The following is a 19064-nucleotide window of genomic DNA, read 5'->3' on the forward strand; positions in this document are numbered from 1 at the left end:
CACCTGGCAAGCCTTTGCCCAGGCATTGATCATCTGGCGATTGGCTCGGCGTGCAGTTTCACTCGAGCGAAAAAACGCCGCTGGCGTTTCTCTTGAATCTACAGCGAGCCGTCAAAGAAAAGCCGCACGCCTTTACAGACGTGCGGCTTTTCCAATTCGGGAAGCGACGAACTGCTTACTGAGCGTGAGCAGTAACGTAGTCGATTGCTTCCTGAACAGTGGTGATCTTCTCGGCTTGTTCGTCCGGGATCTCGGTCTCGAATTCTTCTTCGAGAGCCATCACCAGCTCAACGGTGTCAAGAGAGTCGGCACCCAGGTCTTCAACGAAGGAAGCGCTGTTGGTTACTTCTTCTTCCTTCACGCCCAGTTGCTCGGCAACGATTTTCTTGACGCGTTCTTCGATGGTGCTCACGTGTTGTCACTCCTATTGGACAAATCCAGCCAGCTGGTTGTGCCGGCAAGTGTATAGAAAGGGTTTTCGGCTTTTCAAGCTGAAAGCCGATGGCGGCCACGGAAATACCTCGACGACCCTTCATGCAAACCAGCAATTTTGCTACCAAGTTTGTATCGGATCGAAGACGTTCGCCGATGGCATCGCCCGTATTCAGCTCATGTACATCCCGCCGTTCACAGGGATAGTAGCCCCTGTGACGTAAGCTGCACCATCGGAAGCGAGGAAAGAAACCACGTTAGCGATCTCTTGCGCCTGCCCCAAACGGCCCAGCGGAATCTGTGTCAGCAGCGCTTCGCGCTGCGCTTCCGGCAATTCACGGGTCATATCGGTGTCGATGAAACCCGGTGCCACCGCATTGACGGTAATCGAACGCGAACCAACCTCACGGGCCAGCGCACGACCGAAACCTTCGAGGCCAGCCTTGGCCGCTGCGTAATTCACCTGGCCGGCGTTGCCCATGGCACCCACCACCGAACCGATGTTGATGATACGCCCGAAACGCGCCTTGGTCATGCCGCGCAGCACAGCCTTCGACAAACGATAGAGGCTGTTGAGGTTGGTATCGATGACGTCATACCACTCGTCGTCTTTCATGCGCAGCATCAGGTTGTCGCGGGTGATGCCGGCATTGTTGACCAGCACCAGAACCTGACCGAAATCCTTCTGGATCTTTTCCAGGGTGGCCGCGACGGATTCGTCGTTGCTCACGTTGAGCATCAGGCCAGTGCCTTCGATGCCGTTTTCCTTGAGGGTAGCGGCGATGCGCTCGGCACCGGCTTCGGACGTAGCGGTACCGATGACCACGGCACCCTGACGACCCAGCTCCAGGGCGATCGCCTGGCCAATGCCGCGGCTTGCGCCAGTGACCAGTGCAACCTTACCTTGCAGACTCATAGCATTCTCCTAGTTCAGGCCAGTGCGGCGCGCGCAGCGGCAAAGGCCTCGGGGGTGTCGAGGTTGTGCGTGTTGACGCCCTTGACACAGCGCTTGTTCAGACCCGAGAGCACTTTGCCCGGGCCGCATTCGACCAGATCGGTGACACCGTGCTCGCCAAGGCGAACCATCGACTCGACCCAGCGTACCGGGCTGTACAGCTGAGCCAGCAGGTCGCGCTTGAGGGTGTCCAGATCGGCCACCACATCGGCACTGACGTTCTGCACCAGCGGGATCTGCGGCGCCTGCCAGGCGATGGCGGCGACGGATTCGGCGAAGCGCTCGGCAGCCGGACGCATCAGCTCGCAGTGCGACGGCACGCTGACCGGCAGCGGCAGCGCACGCTTGGCGCCACGGGCCTTGCAGGCCTCGACGGCGCGAGCCACGGCGGCCGCGGAACCGGCGATGACCACCTGACCAGGCGCGTTGTAGTTCACCGCGCTGACCACTTCTCCCTGTGCAGCTTCAGCGCAGGCAGCCTGCACGTCGCCATCTTCCAGACCGAGGATGGCTGCCATACCGCCCTGCCCGGCCGGTACGGCCTGTTGCATCAGCTGACCACGCAGTTCGACCAGTTTCACCGCTTCGGCGAAGCCGATGGAACCGGCAGCGACCAGCGCGCTGTACTCACCCAGGCTGTGCCCGGCGACGAACGCGGGGCGCGCGCCTCCTTCCGCCAGCCACAGACGCCACAAGGCGATGGAAGCAGCCAGGATCGCCGGCTGGGTCTTGTCGGTCTGATTGAGCTGCTCTTCCGGGCCCTGCTGAGTCAGTGCCCACAGGTCATAGCCCAGGGCGCTCGAAGCTTCGCCGAAGGTATCGAGGATCAGCGCGTGCTCTGCGCCGTGTCCGGCCAACATGGTCAGCGCTTGCGAGCCCTGACCGGGAAAGACGAATGCGAGGGATGCAGACATGGAACGGTTCCCTTAGTGATCTTCTCGTCGAAAATTAACGCTCACCCTTCGGCAAGCGCTCGAAAACTGAAATTTTGGATGGCTGCCCATCGCAAGTGGTCACATATTACGGATCAAGTGCTCAATCCGACCACTCAGTCGCTGCGGCAAATTCTCCCGTACATCGGTCATTGCCCGGCGAATGGCGCTCTTTATACCATCCGGCCCGGCACTGCCGTGACTCTTCACCACGATGCCCTGCAAGCCGAGAAAACTCGCACCATTGTGCCGCGCAGGCGCCAGCTCGCCACGCAAACGACGCAGCAGCGGCAACGCCAGCAGGCCCGCCACGCGCCCCAGCAGCGTGCTGCGAAACAGCGCCTCGAACCGCGACACCATCATGGTCACCAGCCCTTCGCTGGACTTGAGCAGCACATTGCCGACGAAACCGTCGCACACCAGCACATCGGCATCGCCGCGATACAACCCGTCGCCCTCGACGAAGCCGACATAGTTGAGCCCCTCGATGCCTTCGAGCAGCGCAGCGGCCTGCTTGACCTGCTGATTGCCCTTGGTTTCCTCGCTGCCGACATTGAGCAGACCCACCCGCGGCGACGCCATGCCCTGTACCTCGGCAGCCACCGACCCCATGATCGCGAACTGACAAAGATGCTCGGCCGTGCAGTCGACGTTGGCGCCCAGGTCGAGCAGATGGCAAACGCCATTGCGACTCGGAATGGCCGCGATCATCGCCGGCCGGTCAATGCCCGGCAGGGTCTTGAGCACATGCCGCGACAGAGCCATCAGCGCACCGGTATTGCCCGCACTCACGCAGGCATGCGCCCGCCCGTCACGCACCATTTCGAGGGCCACGCGCATGGACGAGTCCGGCTTGCCGCGCAGGGCCTGGCCTGGACGCTCGCCCATATCGATTGACTCGGCAGCATGCTCGATGCGCAGGCGCGAGTGATCGACACCGGGAATTCCAGCGATCAGGGTTTCGATAAGGGGGGCTTGGCCAACGAGGACCAGGTGCAGCGAGGGGAACTCGGCCAGACAGGCGATGCTGGCTGGAACAATGCAGTGGGGACCGAAGTCCCCACCCATTGCATCAATCGCGATGATCGGAGCGGACAAGATTTACTCGTCAGCGCCCTTGTCGATCACTTTGCGACCACGGTAAACGCCTTCCGGCGATACGTGGTGACGCAGGTGAACTTCACCGGTGCTCTTCTCTACGGACAGAGCGTTACCCTCGAGCGCGTCATGCGAACGACGCATGTCACGGGCGGAACGGGATTTTTTGTTCTGCTGAACAGCCATACTAGTAAACTCCTAAACGTTTGGGTCACGCTTTAACTGTGCCAATACACTGAACGGGTTGGACCGCGTCACCCCGTCCTCGCTCGATTCGGGCTCATCAAGGCCCGCCGGCTGCTGGCAATCTTTCGGGTCATGAACCGGCACGATGGGCAAGGCGAGCAACAGCTCATCCTCGACCAATGCCAGCAGATCCAGAGGATCTTCACCCATTTCCAGTACGTCATAGCCTTGCGGCACGGACTGGGTATTCGCGCCTTCCTTCACCACAGCGTAATCACACTCGCTGAGGATCGGTAAGGTGACCTGATCCAGACAACGCTGGCAAACCATCTTGACTTCGACCTCCAGCTGGCTGTGTATGACCACAGCATGGCGCTCGTCACGCTCGAAGACGAACTTCGCGCGCACGTTGCCGCCATTATCGGCAAGAGGGTCGCAGAGCCGCGACAAATCGGCCAGCAGTAACTCACCCTGAAGGGTGGCACCACGATCGGCGAGTTTGCGTGGATCAACGTGAGGTGGAATCGGGCCATTTGACATAGGCGCCGCATTCTATGGATGCAACCGTGCGCTGTCAAAGGAAATTCCGCCTGTCCAGCCCCTTTGCCGACAGCTAGAATTCTCTGCCCATTGCACACGAGGTCAACGCCGATGTCATCTCTGGTTCTCGCCTCCAGCTCCCCCTACCGCCGCGAGCTGCTGAACCGTCTGCGCCAACCCTTCGAGTGGGCTGCGCCAAGCATCGATGAATCGCGCCGGCCTGACGAGTCCGCCGAGGCGCTGGTGCGTCGTCTGGCCAGGGAAAAAGCCCAGGCGCTGGCCGGGCGTTTCGCTTCGCACCTGATCATCGGCTCCGACCAGGTCGCCGTGCTCGATGGGCGGATACTCGGCAAACCCCACGATTACCAGCGCGCCCACGCACAACTCAGTGCGGCAAGCGGCAGGAGCGTCAGCTTTCTTACCGGCCTCGCGCTGCTCGACAGCCGCGACGGTTCCTGCCAGGTCGATTGCGTTCCTTATACGGTGCATTTTCGCACCCTGAGCGCAGAGCAGATAGAGCGCTATCTGAAAGCAGAAGAACCTTACGACTGCGCTGGCAGCTTCAAGGCCGAAGGCCTGGGCATCAGCCTGTTCCGCAGCACCGAGGGTGCCGACGTCAACAGCCTGATCGGCCTGCCCCTGATCCGCCTGGTCGAGATGCTCGACGTCGCCGGCGTACAGGTACCCTGAAATGCTTTCTTACAACTACTGAAACGCCAGGCTACGCCGTCTTCACGCCCCCACTCGGATACCGGCATTGCGCCAGCTCAAGGCTTTCAGGGCGGCGTGAATGCTGAAGCATCGGCCTGCCTGCAATTCCATCTAAGCTAATTCCTTTAAATTATTGGCCTCGTATTTTTTAGATCGCCTAGTTTGCCTCTACCGGATCACCGGACACCCTGCTGAACCCAGACCGTCCCGTGACCCGCCTCATCCGTGGCTGGCCACGCCATAGATGAGGCTTATCATGTCCCTGCTGCGCCCCATGCTGATCGCCGCCAGCCTGCTGCTCGCCCTGCCCCAGGCCCACGCTGAAAACCTGCGTATCGGCTACCAGAAGTCTTCGACCCTGATCAGCATCCTGAAAAGCCAGGGCACGCTGGAGAAGGCCCTGGCCGACCAGGACGTGACCATCAGCTGGCACGAATTCCCCAGTGGCCAGCCGCTGCTGGAATCCCTGAACGTCGGCAATATCGACCTGTCCGCCGACGTCGCCGATACCGTACCGGTATTCGCCCAGGCAGCCGGCGCCGAGCTCACCTACTTCGCCCAGGAAGCCCCCTCGCCGGGTGCCCAGGCGGTGATCGTGCGCGAAGACTCGCCGATCAAGACCCTGGCCGACCTCAAGGGCAAGCGAATTGCCGTCACCAAAGCCGCCGGTAGCCATTACCTGCTGATCGCCGCACTGGCCAAGGCCGGCCTCAAGTTCAGCGATATCCAGCCCGCCTACCTGACACCCGCCGACGGCCGCGCCGCCTTCGAGAACAAGCGCGTGGATGCCTGGGTGACCTGGGAGCCCTTCCTCAGCGGCGCCCAGCAACAACTGCCGACCCGCACCCTGGCCGATGGCGAGGGCCTGGCGGACTACCAGCGCTATTACCTGACCAGCACCCGCTTCGCCAAAGCCAACCCCAAGGTGCTGGAAATCGTATTCGCCGAGCTGGAAAAGACCGGCGACTGGGTACGCAGCAACCCTCGTGAAGCCGCCGAGCTGCTCGGCCCGCTGTGGGGCAACCTGGACCCGGCCATCGTCGAGAAAGCCAACGCACGCCGCAGCTATCAGGTTCGCGCCGTGCTGCCGGGCAGCCTCAACGAGCAGCAGAAGATCGCCGACGCCTTCTACAAGGAAGGCCTGCTGCCCGCGCCAGTGGATGCCGTGGACGTCGCCACCTGGGCACCAGAGAAGCGCTGACAGCAGGGCGCATCGCAGGGAGGGCCAGGACGATCAATAAGAACTGCCACGACACAGCCCCAACAACGCCTATCGCATCAGATGAAAAGGAGCCTCACATGCACATTCGTTCCCTGTTCGGCGCCGGCGTGATCGCCGTCGCCAGCCTGCTTTCAGCGCCCACCTGGGCGGCCAGCGAGTTTCTGGTCAGCACCGACTGGCTGGAGAAGAACCTCGACAATCCTAAAGTACGCATCATCGAAGTCAGCGTGGTGCCTGGCGTGTATGAGCGCGGCCATATTCCCGGCGCGGTCAACCTGGCCTGGCACAGCGACCTCGTCGATCCGGTGAAACGTGACATCGCCAGCCAGGAAGCCCTGCAGAGCCTGCTGCGCAAATCCGGTGTTTCGAACGACACCACCACCATTCTCTACGGCGACAACAACAACTGGTTCGCCGCCTGGGGCGCCTGGGTGTTCGATGTCTACGGCGTGGAGAACGTGAAGCTGCTCGATGGCGGGCGAGTCAAATGGGAAGCGGAAAAACGCACCCTGAGCAACCGCGCCAGCAGCCCGGGCAACGGCAACGTCACCCTCAAGGCTGCCAACAAGGAGCTGCGCGCCTTCCTGCCGGACGTACTGGCCTCCGCGGAAAAACGCAGCGACGCGCAACTGGTGGATATCCGTTCCGCCGACGAATACAACGGCAAGGTCTTCGCCCCGCAGGGCGTTCAGGAACTGGCCGTGCGCGCCGGCCACGTGCCGGGCGCCGTCAACGTTCCATGGGGCCAGGCAGTCGCTGCCGACGGCACCTTCAAGTCCGCTGAAGAGCTGAAGAAAGTCTACGCCGCCGTGGGCATCGACGGCAGCAAGCCGATCATCACCTACTGCCGTATCGGCGAGCGCTCCAGCCACACCTGGTTCGCCCTGAAGAAAATCCTCGGCTACGACGTGCGCAACTACGACGGCTCCTGGACAGAATACGGCAATGCCGTCGGCGTACCCGTGGTCAACGTCGCCGGCACGGTCTGGGGCGGCAAGTAACCCTCGGCAGAACACCCTTTGACGGGGCGGACGCGCCAGGCATGGCGTCCGCTCCTTTTTCATGGCCTGCCATCCATGGCGACCACCCTACGGGCCGTCGCAAGCGACGTTAAAAATCGCTCCCGCCGATTTTTCATGGGCGTCCTCGACGGGTCCCGTAGCCCGGTGTCGAGCGAAGCGATACCCGGGATCAGCCCCGGTCATTACCTGCCCGATTCCACCCAACGGACAACCGTCAATGGAGCGACCTCACATGCCCACCTTGCGTACTGGCAGCGCCACCCTGATTCTGTTCGCCCTGGCCACAGCCGCCTGGTTGCTGGCCACGCCGAGCAACGAGGGGCGGGCGCTGAGCTTTTCGCTGCTGGCAGGCGGCCTGTTCGGCGTGCTGCTGCAACGTTCGCGCTTCTGCTTCTTCTGCGTCAGCCGCGATTTCATCGAGCGCCGCGACCCGAGCGGGCTGCTCGGCATTCTCGCCGCCCTGGCGGTCGGCACCCTGGGCTACCACGCGGCCTTCGGCGCTTTCCTCCCCGACCCTGCCAGCGGCCGCTTGCCGCCGGATGCCCATATCGGCCCACTGAGCTGGGTGCTGGCGTTGGGTGCCACTCTGTTCGGCTTGGGCATGGCGATTTCCGGGTCGTGCATCAGCGCACACCTCTATCGACTGGGCGAAGGCGTCCTGGCTTCGGTGCTGGCACTGCTCGGTGCACTGGTGGGCTTCTTTTTAGGCTTTCTGAGCTGGAACACCCTGTACCTGGCGAGCATTCAGGAGGCCCCGGTGATCTGGCTGCCAGCTCAACTCGGTTATGGCGGCTCGTTGCTGCTGCAACTGGCGTTGCTTGGCGGCCTGGCGCATCTGCTGCTGCGCTACCGCAAGGATGAAGAACCCCGACAAGCGCACGTCGGTCTTCGTGAATTGCTATTCGGCGCACGCTGGCCAACCTGGGTTGGCGGCATCCTCATCGGCACACTGGCGCTGGCGGCCTACCTGCGCGTCGGTCCGCTGGGCGTCACCGCCGAACTCGGCAGCCTGTCGCGCACCGCCGCCAATGGCCTGGGCTGGCTGCCCGAACGCCTGGAAGGCCTGGACGGTTTTTCCGGCTGCGCCACGGTGGTGAAAGAAACCCTGCTGTCGAACAATGGCCTGTTCATTCTCGGGCTGGTCCTCGCCGCCTGGGCCAGCGCCCTGCTCGCCGGCGATTGCACACCGCGCTGGCCAGGCGCCCGGGAAGCGCTGCGCAACGTGGTCGGGGGCATACTGCTCGGTCTGGGCGGCATGCTCGCACTCGGCTGCACCGTCGGCACCCTGCTCTCCGGCATCATGGCCGGCGCCGCCTCCGGCTGGCTGTTCGCCGTGTTCTGCTTCATCGGCCTGATCGCCGGGCTGCGCCTGCGCAGGGTGATTGGCTAACGACAAAAACCGCAATCGTGAAATCCTGTAGGGTGGGTCACGCTCTATCGACACACCAGGCCATTCAATGCCGATGGTGGCTGGCGAACATCGATACGCCTTTGAACTGCGCTCCGAGCGAGGATCGCAATGGTGGATGAAAAGAGCGCCGGCTACGCGCCCCGATCCACCCTACGGGCTGAAGCCCACCCTACTTCCCAGGGGCATGAACCGTAGGGTGGCGCTTTAGCCCACCAAAGCCATTCAACACCGATGGTGGCTGGCTGTTTAAAGCATGCGGTTCGGGGCTTTGGGCTGTGGGCGTTGTCGGTGGTGGGCTGAAGCCCACCCTACTTTCCAGGGGCATGAACCGTAGGGTGGTGCTTTAGCCCACCAAAGCCGTCCAACACCGATGGTGGCTGGCTATTCAGAGCATGCGGCTCGGAGCTTTGGGCTGTGGGTGTTGTCGGTGGTGGGCTGAAGCCCACCCTACTTCCAAGGGGCATGAACCGTAGGGTGGCGCTTTAGCCCACCAAAGCCATTCAACACCGACGGTGGCTGGTGGCTCAGAGCATGCGATTCGGAGCTTCGGGCTGTGGGCGTTGTCGGTGGTGGGCTGAAGCCCACCCTACTTCCAAGGGGCATGAACCGTAGGGTGGTGCTTTAGCCCACCAAAGCCATCAACCCGATGGTGGCTGGTGGCTCAAAGCATGCGGCTCGGAGCTTCGGGCTGTGCGCGCTGTCGGTGGTGGGCTGAAGCCCACCCTACTCCGCTGCGCCTGCGCAAGGTGATTGGCTAACGACAAAACCGCAATCGTGAAATCCTGTGGGGTGGGTCACGCTCTATCGACCCACCAGGCCATTCAATACCGATGGTGGCTGGCGACATCGATACGCCCTTGAACTGCGCTCCGAGCGGGGATCGCAATGGTGGATGAAAAGAGCGCCGGCCACGCGCCCCGATCCACCCTACGGGCTGAAGCCCACCCTACTTCCCAGGGGCATGAACCGTAGGGTGGCGCTTTAGCCCACCAAAGCCATTCAACACCGATGGTGGCTGGTGGCTCAAAGCATGCGGCTCGGAGCTTCGGGCTGTGCGCGTTGTCGGTGGTGGGCTGAAGCCCACCCTACTTCCAAGGAGCATGAACCGTAGGGTGGTGCTTTAGCCCACCAAAGCCGTCCAACACCGATGGTGGCTGGCTATTCAGAGCATGCGGCTCGGAGCTTTGGGCTGTGGGTGTTGTCGGTGGTGGGCTGAAGCCCACCCTACTTTCCAGGGGCATGAACCGTAGGGTGGCGCTTTAGCCCACCAAAACCGTTCAACACCGACGGTGGCTGGTGGCTCAGAGCATGCGATTCGGAGCTTCGGGCTGTGGGTGTTGTTGGTGGTGGGCTGAAGCCCCACCCTACTCGCTGTTGGTGGGTTATGTACTCAACCGCTCCCACAGCCCGCTGCGGCGCTCGACGCGGCGCCCGATGGCGGTTTCGAATACGCCGGCGCGGCTTTCGATGAGGCTGAAGCAATCCCGGGCGCGGGTGATCCCGGTGTAGACCAGCTCCTTGGTCAGCACCGGGTTGAGGTTATCCGGCAGCACCAGGGCGCAATGGGCGAACTCCGAGCCCTGGGATTTGTGCACGGTCATGGCGAACACGGTTTCCACGGCGCCGAGGCGACTGGGCAGGATCGAGCGCAGGCCGCCCGAGCCGTCGTTGCGCGGGAATACCACGCGCAAGGCCGAGCGCAACGGGCCGCCCTCCTCCAGCGCCGGCTCGGGCAATCGCAAGGCGATGCCGATATCGCCATTCATCAACCCCAACCCGTAGTCGTTGCGCGTGACCAGCACCGGCCGGCCTTCGTACCAGCCGTGCTCCTGCTCGATCAGCCCGCGCTGCAGCAGCGCGTGGGCGATGCGCCCATTGAGCGCCTCGACGCCCCAGGGGCCCTTGCGCACCGCACACAGCAGTTGAAAACGATCGAACGCCGCCAGCACTCTGGCGGCCCAGGCATCCCAGCGCTCCTCACCGTCGGACAGCCCGGGGCGCTGCTCACGGAGAATGCTCAGGTAGTCGGCATAGCCCACCGGGCGTTGCTCACCGCCTGGCAAACCATCGAGCAGCAAGCGTTCGAAGGCGCGATCCTGCTCGCCCGTCAGGCGCAACTGGTGCAGATCCGCGCCACCGGCAGCCAGCACCTCGCGAGCCTCCATGGCCGCACCGCGATTCACCGCCAAAGCCAGACGCCCGATGCCGGAGCCCCCGGCGAAGCGCCGGGAGTGACGGAGCATGACGATGTGCTGCGACAGCGCCCGCTCTCCAACCTGCAACTGTGCGTCGTCAATCCGCTCGCCAGTCTGCCGCGCCAGCCACTCGCCGGTGGCGTGACTGTAACCGCCCGCCTCGGCATCACGGCACAAATCGCCGAGCACCGCGCCCGCCTCCACCGACGCCAGCTGGTCCTTGTCGCCGAGCAGGATCAGCCGCGCATGGGTCGGCAGCGCATCGAGCAGATTGGCCATCATTTCCAGGTCGATCATCGAGGCCTCGTCGACCACCAGCACATCCAGCGGCAGCGGGTTGGCGGCGTGATGACGGAAATGCCGACTGTCCGGCCGACTGCCCAACAGACGGTGCAGGGTGGTGACCGTCTTGGGGATCTGCTCGCGCACCGTTTCGCTGACGGGCAGCGTCGCCACTTGCGCACCGATGGACTCGGTCAGCCGCGCCGCCGCCTTGCCGGTAGGCGCCGCCAGGCTCAGGCGCAACGGCGCGCCCTGATCCAGCGCGGCCGCCTGCAGCAGCGCCAGCAGGCGTACCACTGTGGTGGTCTTGCCCGTGCCGGGGCCGCCGGTGATCAGCGTGAAACGCCCCCGTGCCGCCAGGGCGCAGGCCAGTTTCTGCCAGTCGGTGAGGCGCTGACCGCCCAGCTCCAGGGGCTCGGGAAACAGCACCGCCAGGCGCTGAGCGAGATCGGCCGGCGCATCCGCCGGGGCCTGCAAGCGCTCGCCGATATCAGCAGCGACGCTGCGCTCGTAATCCCAGTAGCGGCGCAGATACAGGCAGGTGCCGCGTAGCACCAGCGGCGCGACCTCATCCTCGGCATCGTGCAGCAGCGCGCTGTTCGCGCAGGCCGCCAGCCAGGCATCTGCGCTCAGACCGGCAAGCACCTCGGAAGGCAGCAGGCTGACGCCCTCGGCGTCCTCGCCTTCCGGCGGCAGCGACAGCGCCGAATCCGGATCGGCCAGGGTGGTCTGCAGGTCGAGGCACACATGCCCCTGGCCCAGTTGATGGCTGGCCAGCGCCGCTGCCAGCAGCAGCAAGGGCGATGCCTCGGGGTCGAGCTCGGCGAAGAAATGCGCCAGGGTACGATCCAGCTCGCGCAGCCAGCCGCGCTCGCTCCAGGCGGCCAGCAGGGCGAACAGACCGTCACGGTTGTCGAGCATCGGCGTCATGCCAGTACCTCCACGGGCTCGCCGAGAAACAGCGCGTCCAGTTTTTCGATCAGCGCCCGCTCCGGCCGCGCCAAATATTGCCCGGCCCCCGGCGCACGGAGGAACAGGTACAGCGCCCCGCCCATGTGCCGATCGTAGTCGTAATCGGCCAGGCGCAGCCGCAAGTGGCGATGCAGCGCCAGCACGTACAGCACGTACTGCAGATCGTAGCGATGGCTGGCCACGGCAGCGCTCATGGCCTCAGCGGTATAGGCCTGCTCGTCGGCGCCCAGCCAGTTGGACTTGTAGTCGACCACGTAGTAGCGGCCCTCATGCTCGAACACCAGGTCGATAAACCCCTTGAACATGCCATTCAAGGTATCCGGGCTCAGTTGCGGGCGCGCCACGCCGGGCATTTCAGCGCGTTGCACCAGCGCATCCAGACGCAGCACGTCGACCCGCCGGGCCTCGAACCAGAACTCCAGCTCCGCCTGGTACTCGCCCAGGGTCGCCAGGCTCACTGACTGGCCATTACCCAGCGCCATGGGCTGCACCAGCAGGCCCTGCAGCCACAGCCACAGCGGCTCGATCCAGCTTGCCAGGCCGCGTCGCTGACAACGCCGCGCCAGGTGTTCGCGCAGCACGTCCGGCGCTGCCGCCATCTCCGCGAAGCCTTGCGCCGCAGCGATTTCCAGCAGGCCATGGAGGAAGGTGCCGGGGTTCGGCCCGCGTGGAAAACGGTGCAGCCCCTGGGCGGAGACCGGAATCTGCTCCAGCGCCAGTGCCGGGCGCTCGTCGTCACTGGCGATCTGCACGGCCGAGCTGTCCGGTGAAACGTCGTCGTGGCGATCGACCGTACTGGCCTCGCCCTCCTGCATGCGCAAGGCACTGTAGGAGGCGATCCACCAATGCTCGGCAGCACGCCGTGATGGCGTGCGCCACTGCGGCTCGAACGCGTTGGCATCCTGCGCACGGTACTGCTGCTCACTGGCAACCGGTGCGGGCAGCACCACGCAACGGGGTGGATCGGCCAGCGGGCTCAGCCAGTCGCTCAGTTGCGCGCTCTGCGCCAGGGGCTGCCCGCCGCCGAGCAGATAACCGAGCGCGCACTGGTGCAGCCGCGAGGTCTTGGCGGTACCGATCTTCAGGTCAGCGATACCCAGCCAGCAGGCGTGCTGGGCGCGGGTCAATGCCACGTAGAGCAGGCGCAGGTCCTCGCCCAGACGCTCCTGCTCGGCCTGAGCCAGGCTGGCCTCGTCGGGTTTGAGCAGCAGGCGGCGGCGCTCGCCGTCGTGGACCTGCACCGGTTTCTTGTCGTCCAGCGGGCGGAAGGAACAGATGAAGGGCAGGAACACCAGCGGGTATTCCAGGCCCTTGGATTTGTGGATGGTCACCACGCGCACCAGCGCATCGTCGCTTTCCAGGCGCAGCACCTGCTCCTCGGCAGCCTGACCGCGCCCGGCCAGGGACTCGCCAAGATGACGGATCAGCGCCAGTTCGCCGTCCAGTTCGGCGGCGGCCAGCTGCAGCAACTCGGCCAGGTGCAGCAGATTGGTCAGCACCCGTTCGCCGTCAGGACGGCTCATCAGTCGCTGTGGCAGGCCGAAATCCTGTAGCAACTGGCGCAACATCGGCAGCACGCCCTGGCGCTGCCAGCGCTGGCGATAACCACGGAATTGCATGACCCGCGCCTCCCAGAAGCGCTCGTCGAGGTTCAGCTGTTCCAGCTCGGTGAGGCTCAGGCCCAGGGTCGAACTGGCCAGTGCCGCGCGCAGCGGGCGATCCTGATCGGGCTCGGCGCAGGCGCGCAGCCACAGCAACAGGTCATGGGCTTCCACGGTGTCGAACACCGAATCCTTGTCCGACAGGTACACGCTGCGTACGCCACGCATGGCCAGCTCGCCACGAATCGCCTGGGCTTCCTTGAAATCGCGCACCAGCACGGCGATATCGCTGGGCTGCAGGGCGGTCAGCGTGTCGCCTTTGATGAAACCAGCACGTTGCTGCTGGCCAAGCACCAGCAGGCGGACGATCTCGCTCGCCGCGCTGGCGGCCAGGGCGTCCAGATAACGTCCCTTGGCGACCGCCTCGTCGCTGGGCAGTTGCCAGAGGTTGAGCGATGGCTGCGCCTCGCTCTCGACCGTCCAGACTTCCTTGCGCCCCTGAGCGCCGACCGCAATGAACGGCAGGTCGTCACGCAGCAGAAAGGCACCCTGCCCGTCCTCGCGTGACTCGGCCAGTTGGAACAGCCCGTTGACCGCCTCGACCATGTGCTCGCTGGAGCGGAAGTTGGTGTCCAGGTTGTAGTGCCGCCCGGCGGTGGCACGGCGTGCACGCAGGTAGGTGTGGATGTCCGCGCCGCGGAAGGAATAGATGGCCTGCTTGGGGTCGCCGATCATGAACAGGCCGCAATCGTCGCGATTCGCCTCCACCTGATAGAGGGTGTCGAAGATGCGGTATTGCAGCGGGTCGGTATCCTGAAATTCGTCGATCAGTGCCACCGGGAACTGCTGACGTATCACCTCGGCCAGGCGCGGGCCGCTGTCGCTCTGCAGGGCGTCGTCCAGGCGGGTGAGCATGTCATCGAAGCCCATCTCGGCGCGCTGGCGTTTCTCGCGGTCGAAGCGCTGGCGGATCCAGGCGGCGGCGTGGCGCAGCGCGGCATCGCCCGGTGCGGGCAGCCCATCGAGCTGCGCCTTGAGCGTGGCCATGGCATCCAGTGCCGGATGCGCAGGCGGCGCCCCCACCTTCCAGGCCTCGGCCAGGCCGTGCGGGGTCAGCCGCATGAAGCCGGTGCCGATATCCAGCACTTCATCATCGCCCAAGGCCCAGGCGCGCAGCTTGTCGAACCAGGGCACGTAGAAACGCGCCTGCAGCTTTCTGGCATCGACCTGCTTTCCGGCCGCCGCCTGGTCGAGCAGGCCCTGCAACTCGTCGGCCCAGGCTGCCCAGGGTTGCTTGAGTGCGATCAGCGCGCGCTGCCGCGCCTGCAAGGTTCCATCCAGCAGATCGCCCAGCGCCAGGGCGGCGCCATCGTCGTCCTCGCCGAGCAGCGGGCGAATGCGCATGCCCAGCTCGTCCGGCGCGCCCCAGTTCTCCGCCACCCATTCGAGGGCCAGGCCCTGCAGCGGGTAGCAGTGCTGGCGCCAGTAGTCGCGCACCACCTCGGCGAGCAGCTCGCTGTGGTCGGTTTCCAGGGTCTGGCTGAACAGGCTGCCGCTGTCGAAGGCGTGTTCACGCAGCATGCGCTGGCACCAGCCGTGAATGGTCGACACCGCCGCCTCGTCCATCCATTGCGCGGCCAGCTCCAGGCGCCGGGCGCACTCCGGCCATTCGGCGCAGGCGAAGTCGGCCTTCAGGGTCGCCAGCAAGGCGTCACCCTCGGCATCACCGCGAAACACCGTGGCCGCCTCTACCAGGCGCGCCCGGATGCGGTCACGCAATTCACGGGTGGCGGCGTCGGTGAAGGTCACCACGAGAATCTGCGGCGGCAGCAGTGGCGCGCGGAAGGCGGCTTCACCGCCATGCTGGAGGATCAGGCGCAGGTACAGCGCCGAGATGGTGTAGGTCTTGCCGGTACCGGCGCTGGCCTCGATCAGGCGGCTGCCATGCAGCGGAAAACGCAGCGCCAGGGGGCGTGTTGACTGGCTCATGGCTGGTGGTCCTTGAGTTCGGCAATGTCTGCATCGAGCAATGATTTGTAGAGCACGGCCCCCCAGTGGGCGAACTGACCGTTTTGCAGCAGGGCGTCGAAGCCCGGGTACTGGCGAGCCAGGCTGGCGCTCTGCTGCACTTCCCCGGTGACCAGGTGGCCGCCTTCGTAGACCTTGCGCGCGGCGTCTATCGCCTTGTCCTCATCCTCGTCCTTGTCGAGCTGGGCGAACCAGGCCGCTACCGTTCTGATCGCCACCGGCAGCGGTGCCTGCATGCCCTCGGCATAGGCTTCCAGCCACTGGCGCAGGATACGCTCGCCCTCGGCCCGAGCCAGCGGCTCGAAGGCCAGGCGCACGTCTTCGGCGACCAGCAGGGTGGTAAGTGGGTGCCCGCAGGCCGCGGCCACCACATGGCTGACCCAGGGCCTGAGCAGGCGGTGCCACTTCAGCGAGCGATCCTTGCGCTTCAGGCCACCCGCTTGCAGCTCCAGGCGCGCCAGGGTATCGCCGGCAGTGCGCAGTTCGCCGAGCCAGTCTTCGAGCTCCAGGCCGGCATGGGCGAAGCTCAGGCGAATCGGCGACGGCAGAGGCTCGGGCCAGCGCGCCAGCAGGGCTTCGTAACCACGCAGTTGCTCCGGCATCGGCTCGAGCAGTTGCGCGCGCAGACGATCGCCGAAGCCCGCCACCGGCAGCAGACCGCTGCGCTGGATACGCCGCGCGGCCCGCGTCAGCGCCGCGTCGACACCCTGGTTCTCTTGCAGCGCCAAGGCTGCAGCCTGCAGCAGCGCCTGCTGGATCTGGTGACGCTGCAAGCCATCCAAGGCGAAGGGTTCGCTATCCAGCTCGGCCTGCTCGGTTTCGTCCAGGTGCACCTTGAGGCGCACGGTGAAGAAGTGCTTCACCGGGTCGCGCAGAAAGCGCTGCAGTTTTTCCAGATTGAGCGCGGCATCCGCCAGATAGGCACCCAGTGGCTGCTCGAGCGGCTGGGCCACCGGTGCACGGTGCGATGCGGCCCATTCGTGCACGTAGCTGAACAGCGGCCCGCTACCGGAAAAGTAACGGCGGCTGAAGGGTTGCAGCGGGTGTTCGGTGGTCAGGGCGTGGAGCAGATCGCCGTTGCCCACCAGGCGCCAGGCGCTGGCCAGGTGGTCGCGCAACTGGCCGACCAGTACCGAAGGCGGTCGCTCGGTGTTGTCGCGAATGCTGCGCCCGACCCAACTGATGTACAGGCGCTCGCGCACCGCCAGCAGCGCCTCGAGCAGCAGGTAGCGATCGTCCTCACGGCGCGAGCGATCGCCGGGGCGGTAGTCGCCGCCCATCAGGTCGAAGTCCAGCGGCGCCTGGCTGCGCGGGTAATCGCCATCGTTCATGCCCAGCAGGCAGAGGTGACGAAACGGGATGGCGCGCATCGGCATCAGCGTGCAGACGTTCACCGCGCCCGCCAGGAAGCGCTGGCTGAGGCCACCCTGGTCGAGCCCGCCCAACCAGGCCTCACGGACCACGGCCAGCGGCAGGGCCTCTTCCAGCGTGGCCGCTTCGCAGAGTTCCAGCCAGCTCTCCAGCGCATCCTGGGCCTGGTTGCGCAGTACCTCGTCGCGCTCGTCCTGGGGCAGGAAGAAGTCGTCCAGCAACGCTCGCAGACGCTCGCCCCAGGTCACCGGCAGCAGCGTCTCGGCAAGGCTGCCGCAATGCGTTTCCAGCACGTCCAGCAGGCGTGTCAGCGGGCCGATCAGCGCGGCATCCAGGCCGCCGATCTCATCGAAGGGCTCGATGCCCGCACGCGCACCGGCACCACCCACGGCGTAGCCGAGCAGCATGCGCCGCAGGCCGAAGCGCCAGCTGTTCTGCTCCAGCCCGGCGCCCAGGCCAAGGCCTTCGCGCTGCTCGGCATCCAGCCCCCAACGCACGCCAGCGCCCTCCAGCCAGCGGCGCAGCACCGAAAGCTGGTCTTCGGGAATGGCGAAGCGGGCTCGCACCGCGGCCACGTCCAGCAGGTCGAGAATCTCGCTGACGCTGAAGCGGCTGTCGGGCAGGCGCAGCAGATGCTCCAGGGCGATCACCAGGGGCTCCTTGCCGCGCAGCCCCTGGTCCGCCAGGGTGAAGGGAATGAAACGCGGATCGTCGCTGGCGAACTGGCCGAACACCGCGCGAATCTGCGCCGCGTAGCTGTTCACGTCGGGCACCATGACGATGATGTCCCGCGGGCGCAGCGTCGGGTCCGCGCTGAACGCCGCCAGCAGATGATCGTGCAGCACCTCCACCTCGCGCTGGGCGCTGTGGGCGACATGGAAGCGCAGAGACCGATCCTGCTCGGGGTCGACAGCGGGCCAATGCGTGCGGCTCTCTTCCACCGGGCGCAGGTCGAGAATGTCGTTCTGCAGTTGGCCGAGCAGCGTGCCCTCGTTCATCGTGCTGAACAGGTCGATGCGCTCGAAATGCTCACGGTAGCGCTGCGGCTCGTCGTACTGATCCAGCAGGTTGATGTAATCGCGCCCCTGCTTGCCCCAGGAGGCCAGCAGCGGCTGGCCGTGCTGATGCAGCTCCACGGCGTCGAACAGCCCCAGTTGACCGACTTGCCCAGCCTGCCCGCCCGACTTGCGCTTGTGTCGGCGATACTCGTGGCGCAGCAGGTCCTTGTCTTCGACGATATCGCCCCAGTGGTGCTGCGACGGATTCTGCACGTAGAGCATCACCTGGCTGAAGCGCGCCATGGCCGCCAGCGCCTCGAGCATCTGCGCCGGCAGTGAAGAGATACCGAACACCGTGACCCGGCGTGGCAGGCCACGGGGCGGCGCATCCAGCTCCGCCAGCCTGGCGACGAAGCGCGGGTGCACGCCCGCCCGGCTCTGGGCCAGGTGCTCATCGCCAACATCGGCCAGCAACGTGCGCCACAGCAGGGGTTGCCACAGCGCGCTTTCGTCCATCTCGTGCACGCCGCCACGGGCGGTGCGCAACTGATCGCGCCCTTCGGCCCAGTCCGCCAGCCAGTCAGCGCGGTACACCTGGTACTGGTCGAACAGATCGGCCAGGCGCTCGGCCAACTGGTGGCGCTTGCGCAGGTCGGCATCGTCCGCCAGAAAGCGCCGCAGCGGTGCGAAACAGGGCTCGCTCAACAGGCTCGGCAGCAGGCGCATCAACCGCCAGGTCAGCGGCGCCTTGTCCAGCGGCGACTGCTGGGGAATCGCCTCGCTGCCCAGCACGCTGCGGTAGGCCTGCCAGAGAAAGCGTGCTGGCAGGCTCACATCCGTGGCCGCGGCGATACCACAGCCCTCCTGCTCGGCCAGCGCCAGCTTGAGCCACTGGGCGATGCCGTTGCTCTGCACCAGCAGTACCTCGTTCTCCAGCGGGCGCAGCGGGTACCGACGCATCCACTCCACCGCCAGGGCGCGCAGCTCCTCGAGGCGGTTGCCATGGATGACGATCAGACCGGGGTTCAGCGCCGACATGGATGGGGTTCCCGAATGTGCAGAATCAGACGGTGAATGATGACAGAGCGAGGCGCCAGAGTGTGACGCA

13 protein-coding genes are annotated in these 19064 nt (G+C 65.1%); 4 read left to right on the top strand and 9 right to left on the bottom strand.

Annotation, left to right across the window (positions count from 1 at the left end; genetic code table 11):
- Nucleotides 1–175 precede the first annotated feature (175 nt).
- The 6 genes from acpP to ACT9T4_RS12620 form a co-directional block, all read right to left on the bottom strand.
- A complete protein-coding gene (acpP, locus tag ACT9T4_RS12595; RefSeq protein WP_003245177.1) occupies nt 176–412 on the bottom strand; it encodes an acyl carrier protein in 237 nt (78 codons plus the stop codon).
- Between the two features lie 192 nt (nt 413–604).
- Nucleotides 605–1348, bottom strand: a complete 744-nt coding sequence (gene fabG, locus ACT9T4_RS12600) for a 3-oxoacyl-ACP reductase FabG (RefSeq protein ID WP_042556697.1) — start codon at nt 1346–1348, stop codon at nt 605–607.
- A gap of 14 nt (nt 1349–1362) precedes the next feature.
- The gene (gene fabD / locus ACT9T4_RS12605) at nt 1363–2301 is read right to left on the bottom strand and encodes an ACP S-malonyltransferase (RefSeq protein WP_499117239.1); all 939 of its coding nucleotides are present in this window, start codon (nt 2299–2301) and stop codon (nt 1363–1365) included.
- Between the two features lie 99 nt (nt 2302–2400).
- On the bottom strand, nt 2401–3417 hold the full coding sequence (gene plsX / locus ACT9T4_RS12610; protein WP_499117241.1) for a phosphate acyltransferase PlsX: 1017 nt from the start codon (nt 3415–3417) through the stop codon (nt 2401–2403).
- A gap of 3 nt (nt 3418–3420) precedes the next feature.
- The gene (gene rpmF / locus ACT9T4_RS12615) at nt 3421–3603 is read right to left on the bottom strand and encodes a 50S ribosomal protein L32 (protein ID WP_025167420.1); all 183 of its coding nucleotides are present in this window, start codon (nt 3601–3603) and stop codon (nt 3421–3423) included.
- A gap of 12 nt (nt 3604–3615) precedes the next feature.
- Nucleotides 3616–4143, bottom strand: coding sequence for a YceD family protein (locus tag ACT9T4_RS12620; protein ID WP_042556700.1), 528 nt, complete (start codon nt 4141–4143; stop codon nt 3616–3618).
- A 111-nt stretch (nt 4144–4254) separates the two neighbouring features.
- Between ACT9T4_RS12620 and ACT9T4_RS12625 the strand changes: the two genes are divergently transcribed.
- The 4 genes from ACT9T4_RS12625 (at nt 4255) to ACT9T4_RS12640 (ending at nt 8488) form a co-directional block, all read left to right on the top strand.
- Nucleotides 4255–4833: a Maf family protein gene (locus ACT9T4_RS12625; RefSeq protein WP_499117244.1), complete on the top strand. Its 579-nt coding sequence runs from the start codon at nt 4255–4257 to the stop codon at nt 4831–4833.
- Between the two features lie 277 nt (nt 4834–5110).
- Nucleotides 5111–6055, top strand: coding sequence for an aliphatic sulfonate ABC transporter substrate-binding protein (locus ACT9T4_RS12630; protein WP_197077073.1), 945 nt, complete (start codon nt 5111–5113; stop codon nt 6053–6055).
- Nucleotides 6056–6153: 98 nt separating this feature from the next.
- Nucleotides 6154–7077, top strand: coding sequence for a sulfurtransferase (locus tag ACT9T4_RS12635; protein ID WP_042556703.1), 924 nt, complete (start codon nt 6154–6156; stop codon nt 7075–7077).
- A 253-nt stretch (nt 7078–7330) separates the two neighbouring features.
- Nucleotides 7331–8488, top strand: a complete 1158-nt coding sequence (locus ACT9T4_RS12640; RefSeq protein WP_499117247.1) for a YeeE/YedE family protein — start codon at nt 7331–7333, stop codon at nt 8486–8488.
- 1403 nt (nt 8489–9891) lie between these two features.
- Here ACT9T4_RS12640 and recD read toward each other — a convergent pair.
- The 3 genes from recD to recC are packed head-to-tail and all read right to left on the bottom strand — an operon-like array spanning nt 9892 to nt 18994.
- Entirely contained in the window at nt 9892–11916 is a 2025-nt protein-coding gene (gene recD / locus ACT9T4_RS12645; RefSeq protein ID WP_499117249.1) for an exodeoxyribonuclease V subunit alpha, read from the bottom strand.
- Nucleotides 11913–15548, bottom strand: a complete 3636-nt coding sequence (gene recB / locus ACT9T4_RS12650; protein ID WP_499117251.1) for an exodeoxyribonuclease V subunit beta — start codon at nt 15546–15548, stop codon at nt 11913–11915. The genes recD and recB overlap by 4 nt, the downstream gene beginning before the upstream one ends.
- Nucleotides 15545–18994: an exodeoxyribonuclease V subunit gamma gene (recC, locus tag ACT9T4_RS12655; RefSeq protein ID WP_499117253.1), complete on the bottom strand. Its 3450-nt coding sequence runs from the start codon at nt 18992–18994 to the stop codon at nt 15545–15547. Before recC ends, recB begins: the two co-directional genes overlap by 4 nt.
- Between the last annotated feature and the right edge of the window lie 70 nt (nt 18995–19064).

It is taken from the genome of Pseudomonas sp. SZ40, assembly GCF_052958135.1.

Excerpts from the sequence above, each read along its gene's own strand:
- fabG (WP_042556697.1), bottom strand. The coding sequence starts at position 1,348 with ATGAGTCTGCAAGGTAAGGTTGCACTGGTCACTGGCGCAAGCCGCGGC.
- fabD (WP_499117239.1), bottom strand. The coding sequence starts at position 2,301 with ATGTCTGCATCCCTCGCATTCGTCTTTCCCGGTCAGGGCTCGCAAGCG.
- rpmF (WP_025167420.1), bottom strand. The coding sequence starts at position 3,603 with ATGGCTGTTCAGCAGAACAAAAAATCCCGTTCCGCCCGTGACATGCGT.
- ACT9T4_RS12620 (WP_042556700.1), bottom strand. The coding sequence starts at position 4,143 with ATGTCAAATGGCCCGATTCCACCTCACGTTGATCCACGCAAACTCGCC.
- ACT9T4_RS12625 (WP_499117244.1), top strand. The coding sequence starts at position 4,255 with ATGTCATCTCTGGTTCTCGCCTCCAGCTCCCCCTACCGCCGCGAGCTG.
- ACT9T4_RS12630 (WP_197077073.1), top strand. The coding sequence starts at position 5,111 with ATGTCCCTGCTGCGCCCCATGCTGATCGCCGCCAGCCTGCTGCTCGCC.
- ACT9T4_RS12635 (WP_042556703.1), top strand. The coding sequence starts at position 6,154 with ATGCACATTCGTTCCCTGTTCGGCGCCGGCGTGATCGCCGTCGCCAGC.
- ACT9T4_RS12640 (WP_499117247.1), top strand. The coding sequence starts at position 7,331 with ATGCCCACCTTGCGTACTGGCAGCGCCACCCTGATTCTGTTCGCCCTG.
- recD (WP_499117249.1), bottom strand. The coding sequence starts at position 11,916 with ATGACGCCGATGCTCGACAACCGTGACGGTCTGTTCGCCCTGCTGGCC.
- recB (WP_499117251.1), bottom strand. The coding sequence starts at position 15,548 with ATGAGCCAGTCAACACGCCCCCTGGCGCTGCGTTTTCCGCTGCATGGC.
- recC (WP_499117253.1), bottom strand. The coding sequence starts at position 18,994 with ATGTCGGCGCTGAACCCCGGTCTGATCGTCATCCATGGCAACCGCCTC.